This is a genomic window from Xylanibacter rodentium, assembly GCF_013166575.1.
GTDB classification, from domain to species: Bacteria; Bacteroidota; Bacteroidia; order Bacteroidales; family Bacteroidaceae; genus Prevotella; species Prevotella rodentium.
The window spans coordinates 1-8630 of the sequence record NZ_JABKKE010000042.1; the positions used below are offsets into that span (position 1 = coordinate 1).

An 8630-nucleotide genomic window follows, 5' to 3' on the forward strand; every position below is an offset into this window, starting at 1 on the left:
ATTATCCCAACCATAATCGTATATAATAATCTGTTTTACAGGATATATACCTCTTTGGTTGGGATAATAATGAAGTTGGGATAACTGCTCTTATCCTAACTTTCGGATAATAGCAGACTGTCACGTCCGAACTGCCGGAACATTGCGCAGAACTTCCGTAGGTCTTTACGAAGAAGCGCGTCCGCCTGCCACTTCGTCATGGTTCGTGCCGAATACCTTTCGCCCGGCTGCAACCGATGTCCATACCCTACATACGGATGATGTTTTTCCGAGTGCCAGCCTTCAAAATACTTCGTGCATCGCACAGCCCTCTCAAATGGCGGCAACCGATAGATAGCAGCCTGCCCGTCCGTTCCCTCATGGCGGCTGTCCCGTGCGGACACGGAACAGACCGCCAGAAGCGAACAGAGGATAGCCATGAATACACGCATCATCGTGTAAGGGGCTTGAAGTTTCCGATGGGGACAACAGAGATAGCCCCGTCATCCTTCACGTTTCGGTTGTTGAAGTCAAATTCCAACTCGTAGGAGTTGCTGAAATTGTCCTCCACCACTACGATGAAGTTGTGCGCCTCGTCACCTTGCGCCGTGTAGTACAGCCGGAACTTCTCGTTTTCGAGCAGGTAGCGGTCGTTGGGCAGGAACGTGATGCCGTTGTCCATTTTCAACGTGCCTTCTCCCTCGAACTGGAAATATCGGATGGTATAGAGGGTGTTGGCGTAATCGCCCGTTTTTTTCAGTTCACAGCGGATTTCAACTGTCTGCCCCTTCGTCACCTTGTTCGGCACGGGCATGGTTTCCACCGTGAAGGGATAGGATTGCTGTATGTCCATGTCGTCGTCACACGACACGAGCGTGAGCGACACGGCAGCGAACAGGCAGATTGTCAACGTCTTGAAGATTGATGTTCTCTTATTCTTGTTGTTCAGTATGTTCATTATCATTTGATTTTTAAGTTATTGTTCTTTTTTGGTTGTCAGTTGCAGATACTCGTTCAAGTCCTTGCAACCGTCATAGAGAGCGGAACGGTCATAGACACGTTCTCCATAATGTCCTTTCAGCGTTTTCAACGTGCGCTGTCCGGCTTCGTCATGGTCGAGATAACAGTCTATGCGTCCGTAGCCGTCCAGATACTTCACCGCCTTTTCCACGTTGGAGGCGGAGTTCAGCACAAAGCAGTCACCCGTTTCCAATCCGAGCGTGGCAGCGGAAAGGAAGTCCATGAAGCCTTCAAAAACGCTGCACACGTCAGCCGGAGAGCCTTCCGCCTTGACCAGCGACACATCCTTCGGCGGCACGCATCCTTTGAAAAAGCGGCTGCGGATCTCATATCCACCCGCCACGTTCGGAAAACCGACGGCAAAATATCGTTTGCCACGCACACCGTAATTCAGTCGGCAGCAGTAACGTGATGCGACAGCGTAAGGAATGCCTCGTTCCGCCAGATAGTCCGTCAGTGGAGAACGAAACAGCGGGACGGCTTCCACTCCCTCAAAGGCAGGTTCGGACGGTTCCGGCAGGTACAACGGCTTTTCTGCTGCGGCAAGCGGCATACGGGCGGTTTCCGCTATGAATCTCGCCTGCGCCATGAAGTTGCCGCTTCCGAGAAACTCCCCGGCAAGCATGAAGATGTCACCGCCCCTGCCCAAACCGAAGTCGTACCAGAGCCGTTTCGCCACGTTTACGCGGAAAGAGGGCGTGCGCTCATTGCGGTACGGCGCACGATACCACAGCTCGTTTCCGCTCCTTCGGACAGGCTCATGTCCCAACCGTGCGAGAAAGTCCGCGAGGGATATTTGCCTCATGGTGTCTATGTCCGTCCGTTCCATGCCACGTATCAGTTGATGACGAACTTGATGCCCAGCCCGAATTGGGTATGGAACTTCCTCGTGTCGCCACCCCACAGGCAACGCTCCCGGAGGTTGGCGAGCAGGGCGATACGGTCAGCCACGTAAAATTCCACATCGAGCGTCAGCGCACCGCCATAGACGAAGGCGTCCCGGTCATGCAGTGTCGAGCCGTCATGCAGTACCTTTTCGCCCCAATTCACCGATTCATACCCGGCGAGAGCCGAAGCCCCCGCATAGACGAACACGATTTTACGGGCATCGGAAAGTATCTTGAAATAGTAGCCGCCTTCCGCCGTGAACTGCGCCACAGGTATGGCGGTATCCTTGTACGGGTTGTTTTTCAGGAGATACTCCCCTCCGAACATCCATTTGTTACCCTTCTTCGTGTAGGTGGAGAGAGCCGCCCCGAAACTGTACCCGCCGTCGTTGCTTCCGGGTTTGAAGCCGTCCGCCAGATTCGCCCTGACCTCGATGCCCTGCATCTTCGGCAGGCATCGCTGGGCGTGCGCCTGCCCCGTGAACAGGGCAAGCGACGCGATGATGATTGCGATGTACTTTCTCATGGTCAGCGCACTTGAAGTTCGTTGATGGTATTGGCACGTACCAAATCCTCGTTCTCAATCACGAAAGACTGATGGCGACCTCCGTTCTTCTCGTTGAGTTCCACCACGAGGCACTTGTCGTCGGGGATGGTGAACTTCGCCATCGTGAATACCGTGCGCTCGCTCTTCTTGCCCGGCACGCAGGTGGCGTAGTTCTGCGCACGGAGCGGCAGGATGATCTGCTCCTGCACGGCGGTACGCTTCGCCACCTTCTTGTCCACGATTTTCCATGTGATGTAGTCCACATCGAAAGGCACGTTGCTCTGGTTCTTGATTTCCGTGTGGAAATAGAGCAAACCGTTATGCGTGTAGATACCTTTCAATAGGTACTGGATACCGAATCGCTTGCAGCCGATGTGCTTCACCTCGCGCTTGTTCTGCTTGTGGATGGACTTCATGATAAGGCGCACCAGCATCGGGCTTTCGCTGCCCAGTTCCTTCAGATAGATTTCCTGCGCGTTGTTCGGGCGGTTCACCTTCTCGCCGTCATGGATGAAGTCGCACATCTCCACGTTAAGCAGCAGCGGTTCGGAGGCGTACTTCACGTTAAAAGTATAGAAACTCCCGTCCTCCGTTATCACGGACATATTGGTTTCGTTCGGGAAGTTCCTCACGGTAGCCTTTACGCGGATGACATTCTCCGCTCCGTCGGCTTTGCCCGCAATCAGGTCGGGCGAGCCTAAATCGACGTAGCGCACTTCCGAAGGGAAAATGACGTGGACGGTCTTGTCGTAGGTCACTTCCAAGCCGTGCGGAGGAACCATGCGGTCGAAGGTCAGCTTCTTTGTCAGACCGTGATACAGGTCGCCGTCCGCCTCCTTCTGCGGATAGACCTCCTTTGTCAAAGTCGGTTGTTCACTTACGTTGTCCGTTCCAACGGTTACGTTCTCCTGCGCGTTGGCAGTTACGATGCCCATAGCGAGGGCAAGCATGATGATTACTTTTTTCATTTTACTTTGGATTTTAGTGGTAAATAAAAAATGGTTTGTTATTACTTTTTCTGTTTTCAATCTCTGTCCTGATAAAGCATGACCTTGTATCCGGATTTCAGATGCACCTTGACGGTACGCATATTCTTGGCTATATACTGGCTCGTGCCCTGTATCAGCCCCTTGCCCAAGTCGGAGGCGAGCTGTGCCCCGGCGTTGGTGGAGATATTGATGCTGCTGCCCAGCGAGCCGCCCATGTTGGCGGCAACCTCCCTGACGGCATTCATTTCCATCGAGTTAGGAATGAAGATGCCGGGCTGTCCGTCCGTGTCATACACCGCCAGTTCTACCGGTATAATCGTACCTGCGTACTCCAGCGAAGTAATTTCAATATCGAGCCGTTCGCCCTGAATCTTTGCCGTGCCGACCACCACCGCGTTGCGGGGAATGATTTTTTCCGCTACCTCCATCGGCTCCAGCAGCCGTAATCTTACCGCCTGCCCGTCCGTCACACTCTGCGCCCCATAGACACACGCCGATATGGTGTTCTTGTCCGATACGGTCGTGACACCCACCGCCGTATTGAAACTGCGGTTACGCTCCTGCGCGAAGGAGGCGACAAATTCAGAGTTGCTCATCGGCTGCGAGAGCGAGGATACCACCTGATGCGCCACCTGCCTGACAGGTGCAGCCGTGTTCTTTCCGGCTTTCTGCACGGGGTAAGGCTCTGCCGCCTGTCCGACAGGTGGCTGTGTACCGTTCTGACCGCCCATGTACTTCGCCGCCAGTTCGTAGGACTTCTCCATGAGTGCCACTTGGTCATCCATAGCGGACGCCTTGCCTTTCTCACTCTCCAGTTCCGATTCCAGCGAGGCGATACGCTCCAACAATTCGTCCATATCCGCGTTGTCGTTCTTCGGCTGTTCGTAGAAGTTACCGAGCGTGGCATTGAGGTCACGGTAGGCGGCTGCGGAGGATTGGATGGTCTTCGGAGCGGACTTCACGTTCTCTTCCGTGCCTCCGGGATTGGCAAGGTCGAAGTCCCTGCCGCCGTCCGTTTCCGCCACCTCGCGGTCGAACATATCGCCCAGTTCCTGCATGGCGCGGCTGCGGTTCTCCTGCCGTTCCTCCATCGCCCCCTGCTCGTAGGCTTTCGCCTTGTCGCCGATGATCTGACGGTTCGCCTTGTCAGCGTCGGGCATCTCGATGTTGTAACCACCCGTTCCCGGCTGCTGCTCCTTGTCGGAAGACGAGGCGAATATCAGCCACATCGCCCCGATAAATACCAGCACCATAGCGGGCAGCACTATCATTTTCTGACGTTTCAGCCTTTGGGCTTCGGTCAGCGGCTTGCGCTCCTTCTTCGGTTTCCCGTTGTCGGAAGCCGCCTTGTTCTCGTTTTTAGGTTCATTCTTCGTCTGTTCCATATAAATAAGGTATTACATTATGATTGTTGTCCGGCTTTACGGACAGTTCCACCTGTCCGGCATGGTCTGTTACTATCCGGCTGCCGTCATTCCTGCCGATGTCATAGACGGCTTTGCCGAAGGTGTAGAGGGCAAGCACCGCGAAGGCGGCGAGCATCGCCAGCACGATGCGCCTGCGTGTCTTCGGGGGCAAGCCGTCCAGATAGCCTTTGAGCCTTGCCACCAGCATTTTCTTCTTGTCGTGGAACTTCCAGTACGCGCTCCAAAATGATTTCCTGATTTTCTTCATGTAGTTACCTTTTGATAGTTTGTAAATCCTTGTTCTCGATGATGGTGAATCCCTCGATGGTGAAACCGTTGGGATTGTCGTCCGAACGGGACGAGTTCAAGAGGCGGCACGTGGTCACGAGGCTGCGCTCGGTGACGTTGCTCTGCCGGATGATCTTCTGCGTGGCGTAGGTCACGGCACGGTAGGGATAGCCGTTGAAGTCGCACACCACGCTGTCCACTTTCAGCACTTGGTTGATGTTCCCGGCGATGATGCGGTTGTAGTACCCCTTCTCGGCGAAGTCCGAATAGTAGTTGTACACGCTTTTGTCCGCTAATAGCAGGGCGCGTTTCACGTTATGCTCTATCGCGCTCTTTTCGGGCGAGAGCGTGAAGAACAGCTCGTGGAAACGGCGCACGTGTTCCCTTGCCTCCGCCGGACGGTTCTGCGACAAGTCCTGCGAGAGAGCCAGCATCAGCGACTTGCCGTTGTCCAGCACATAGATCTTCTCACGCTGCCGCTCCGCGAAGCGGTAGGAACTCCACACGCTCCATACCGTTATCACGGCGCACAGCGAGAGGAAGACGATACCGAACAGGCGTATCTGCCTGAACGATGATTCGATGTTTTTGAGTGATTTGAATTCCATTTTACTTTTTCCGTTTATAATTGCACATTGATTATTTCAGCAGTTTCCCGGCACGTCCGACCACATTTCCTGCGGTAGCACCCGCCACGCTGCCCGCCATGCCTCCGGCGCGTCCAGCCATCTGGTTCACGTTGCGCCCGTAGCCGCCCATGCCACCGGCTTGGATGATCCAGCCCGCCACCGTCGGAATGGTGAAGTAGCCGATGATGCCGATAATCATGAACACGATATACACCCCGTCGCTGGAATCCAGCGAGAAGTTGGGGTCGGTCTGCATGCGCTCGATGTCGCTCTGGAGCATCAACACCTGAATCTTGGCGAGTATGGTGCTGAATATGTCCGACACGGGGAGCCACAGATAGACCTGAATGTAGCGGCATATCCACTGCGTGAGCGTGCTTTGGAAGCCGTCCCATACCGATATGGCGAAGGCTATCGGACCGAGTATCGCCAGCACCACGAGGAAGAACGTGCGGATGGTGTCTATCACGAGGGCGGCGGCTTGGAACATCAGTTCCAGTATCTCGCGGAAGAAGTCGCGGATGCCCTTCTTCATCTTGTACATCCCCCGGTCGATATACATCCCCGCCATCGTCACCATGTCGGAGGGCGACCAGCCCAATTCCTCCAATTGCTTGTCAAATTCCTCGTTGGACACGAGGTAGGCGGTTTCGGGATTGCGCACCATCGCCTCGTATTCCAGCCTGTCCTTCTGCTCCCGGTACTTGTTCATGTCCAAAGTCTGCGTTTCGAGCAGTTTCGCCGTACCCTGCACGACGGGCGAGAGGACGCTGTTTATCGTGCCAAGCACCACCGTAGGGAAGAACATGATGCACAGACCGACGGCAAAGGGGCGGAGCATCGGGAAGACGTCTATCGGTTCGGCTCTCGCCAACGACTGCCATACCCGGTAGGCGACATAGAAGAGCGCGCCCAGCCCGGCGATGCCTTTCGCCACGCCCGCCATGTCAGCGCACAGCGGCATCATCTGCTCGTAGAGCGAGCGGAGAATCTGGTGAAGGTTGTCGAACTCCATAGGCTACCAGTATCTTTCGTTCATACTGCCGTACAGCCCCATGATGCGGTCGAGGTCGTTTTTCTTCTTCGCACGCAGGTAGCTCACGCTGATGTTCTTGTTGGTGTAGTAGCTCACGAGGTTGCGGTAACGTTTCATCTTGGAGTGGCAGCGTTCCACCACGTCCATGCGCTCCTTGTCCGTCATGGAGAGCGTGGTGATGTTCACCACGTTCTTCAGTTCCGTAAGCACGTCGTTGGATTCTTCCAGCAGCTTCGTGTACCCGAAGGCGATGGCTCCGAGTTCCTCCACCGTGAAGTTGTCGTCGCGCAGCATCTTCTGGAAACTGGTCACGTAGATGTCCGTGATGTCGCCCACCATCAGGATGGTCTGCTGCACCTTGCGTGCGTCCTTGACCAGATTGTTCACCGATTTGAGGGCGTCGTAATACTTCTTGCCCTGCTCGTAGATTTTCACCGTTTCCTGAAAGTTGTTCACCATGTTCGTGGCGGTCTTCGAGGTGTGGATGATGTTCTTCGAGGCGTTGATGATGCCCTGCGCCAGATTGCCCGGATCGCTCACGACCCATTGGGCGGAAGCCCTGCCCGCGAAAAGCAGACACAGGCAGATGACGAATGTTATTCTTGTTCTCATGTTTCTTTGGATTTTAGCGGTTGTTATTTTTCTGCCGGAGTTTCCGGCTGCGGCTTCACACGCACGTAGTCCCCGTTGGGTGAGAAGGTCAGCACGTCGGTGGCTTCGTTATACGCCACGTCGATGCGGAAGCCGGTGTTCATGAACAGGTTGCCGTTCTCCTCCTGCAAGAGGTAGGTTTCCGGCTTCAATTTGCGGCGGATGCCGCTCCGTTTGAATACCGTCACCTTGTAGGCTTCGCCCTCCTTGTAGATAAGCACGTCGGGCTTGCCCTCCACGCTTTCCCAGTTCCCGCACAGCAGGTCGCAGCGGTTCTCCGCCACGTCGCAGGATTGCAGCACCATGACCGCCAGTCCGATCAGACACTTGCTGACTTGCAGCATTTTCATTCTTGATATGTTCATACGCTTTTCTTTTTTCGTTGATAATTGGTTTATTGATTGTTCTTGTTTCTCCGCCTTTCGGCAAGCTGCCGGATGGCGGCTTCGATGTCGCCGCCCAATTGCTCCGTCAGACGGTACACCTCCACTTTCTCCGTTTCCTCGGTGGTGTACGCCAGATATTCTTCAGCACTGACCTCGGTAGCATAGACCGCCGACTGCGTGCCGCCCAAGCCTATCCACACCTCCTTGTAGAGCCGTGAGGGGTTGTTCGCCATGTTGATGGAGAGTATCTGCGACTTCTCCTTCTCCGTCAGTCCGAGCAACGCCTGAATCTGGTCGAACTTGTTCATGTACTTGCGCTGGTCGAGCAGGATTTTACAGTCCGAGTTGTTGATGATGCTCTCCTTGACGACTGGCGAGGAAATGATGTCGTCCACCTCCTGCGTCACCACGATTGCCTCCCCGAAATACTTGCGCACCGTCTTGTACATATAGCGCAGGTAATCAGCCATATTTGCCGAAGAAAGAGCCTTCCAAGCCTCTTCCACGATAAGCTGCTTGCGCACCCCTTTCAGACGCCGCATCTTGTTGATGAAGGCTTCCATGATGATGATGGTCACTACCGGGAACAGTTCGCGGTTGTCCTTGATGGAATCGATCTCGAAGACGATGAACCGTTTGCCCAGCAGGTCGATGTTCTCCGCCGAGTTGAGCAGGAAGTCGTAGCGTCCGCCCCGGTAATACTGCCGCATGGTGGTGAGCATATTGTCGATGTTGAAGTCCTCCTTCTCCACCTTGATGTCACGCTCCGCCAGTTCCCTGCGGTAGTCGTCGCGCATGTACTCGTAGAAGGT

The 8630-nt window shown here is 54.8% G+C and carries 11 protein-coding genes and 1 pseudogene; all 12 read right to left on the bottom strand.

Going from position 1 to position 8630, the window contains the following annotated elements:
• Positions 1–104: 104 nt before the first annotated feature.
• A pseudogene (locus HPS55_RS13610) lies at positions 105–434 on the bottom strand (lysozyme); the annotation flags it as partial.
• The gene (locus tag HPS55_RS13615; protein ID WP_172325046.1) at positions 431–937 is read right to left on the bottom strand and encodes a DUF3872 domain-containing protein; all 507 of its coding nucleotides are present in this window, start codon (positions 935–937) and stop codon (positions 431–433) included. The gene HPS55_RS13615 and the pseudogene HPS55_RS13610, both read right to left, overlap by 4 nt.
• A gap of 18 nt (positions 938–955) precedes the next feature.
• Entirely contained in the window at positions 956–1828 is an 873-nt protein-coding gene (locus HPS55_RS13620; protein WP_172325048.1) for a toprim domain-containing protein, read from the bottom strand.
• 8 nt (positions 1829–1836) lie between these two features.
• The gene (locus HPS55_RS13625; RefSeq protein ID WP_172325050.1) at positions 1837–2412 is read right to left on the bottom strand and encodes a conjugal transfer protein TraO; all 576 of its coding nucleotides are present in this window, start codon (positions 2410–2412) and stop codon (positions 1837–1839) included.
• 2 nt (positions 2413–2414) lie between these two features.
• A complete protein-coding gene (traN, locus tag HPS55_RS13630) occupies positions 2415–3401 on the bottom strand; it encodes a conjugative transposon protein TraN (RefSeq protein ID WP_172325052.1) in 987 nt (328 codons plus the stop codon).
• 56 nt (positions 3402–3457) lie between these two features.
• Positions 3458–4807, bottom strand: coding sequence for a conjugative transposon protein TraM (gene traM / locus HPS55_RS13635; RefSeq protein WP_172325054.1), 1350 nt, complete (start codon positions 4805–4807; stop codon positions 3458–3460).
• A complete protein-coding gene (locus tag HPS55_RS13640) occupies positions 4788–5096 on the bottom strand; it encodes a TraL conjugative transposon family protein (protein ID WP_172325056.1) in 309 nt (102 codons plus the stop codon). Before HPS55_RS13640 ends, traM begins: the two co-directional genes overlap by 20 nt.
• Before the next feature lie 4 nt (positions 5097–5100).
• The gene (traK, locus tag HPS55_RS13645) at positions 5101–5724 is read right to left on the bottom strand and encodes a conjugative transposon protein TraK (protein ID WP_004308925.1); all 624 of its coding nucleotides are present in this window, start codon (positions 5722–5724) and stop codon (positions 5101–5103) included.
• A gap of 31 nt (positions 5725–5755) precedes the next feature.
• Positions 5756–6760 carry a conjugative transposon protein TraJ gene (traJ, locus tag HPS55_RS13650; RefSeq protein WP_117986540.1) on the bottom strand — a complete coding sequence of 335 codons (1005 nt, stop codon included), beginning with the start codon at positions 6758–6760 and terminating at the stop codon, positions 5756–5758.
• Positions 6761–6763: 3 nt separating this feature from the next.
• On the bottom strand, positions 6764–7393 hold the full coding sequence (locus tag HPS55_RS13655; RefSeq protein ID WP_005850484.1) for a DUF4141 domain-containing protein: 630 nt from the start codon (positions 7391–7393) through the stop codon (positions 6764–6766).
• Between the two features lie 23 nt (positions 7394–7416).
• A complete protein-coding gene (locus HPS55_RS13660) occupies positions 7417–7797 on the bottom strand; it encodes a DUF3876 domain-containing protein (RefSeq protein ID WP_172325058.1) in 381 nt (126 codons plus the stop codon).
• Positions 7798–7826: 29 nt separating this feature from the next.
• The coding region (locus tag HPS55_RS13665) for a TraG family conjugative transposon ATPase (protein ID WP_172325060.1) at positions 7827–8630 on the bottom strand (804 nt) is incomplete at its 5' end.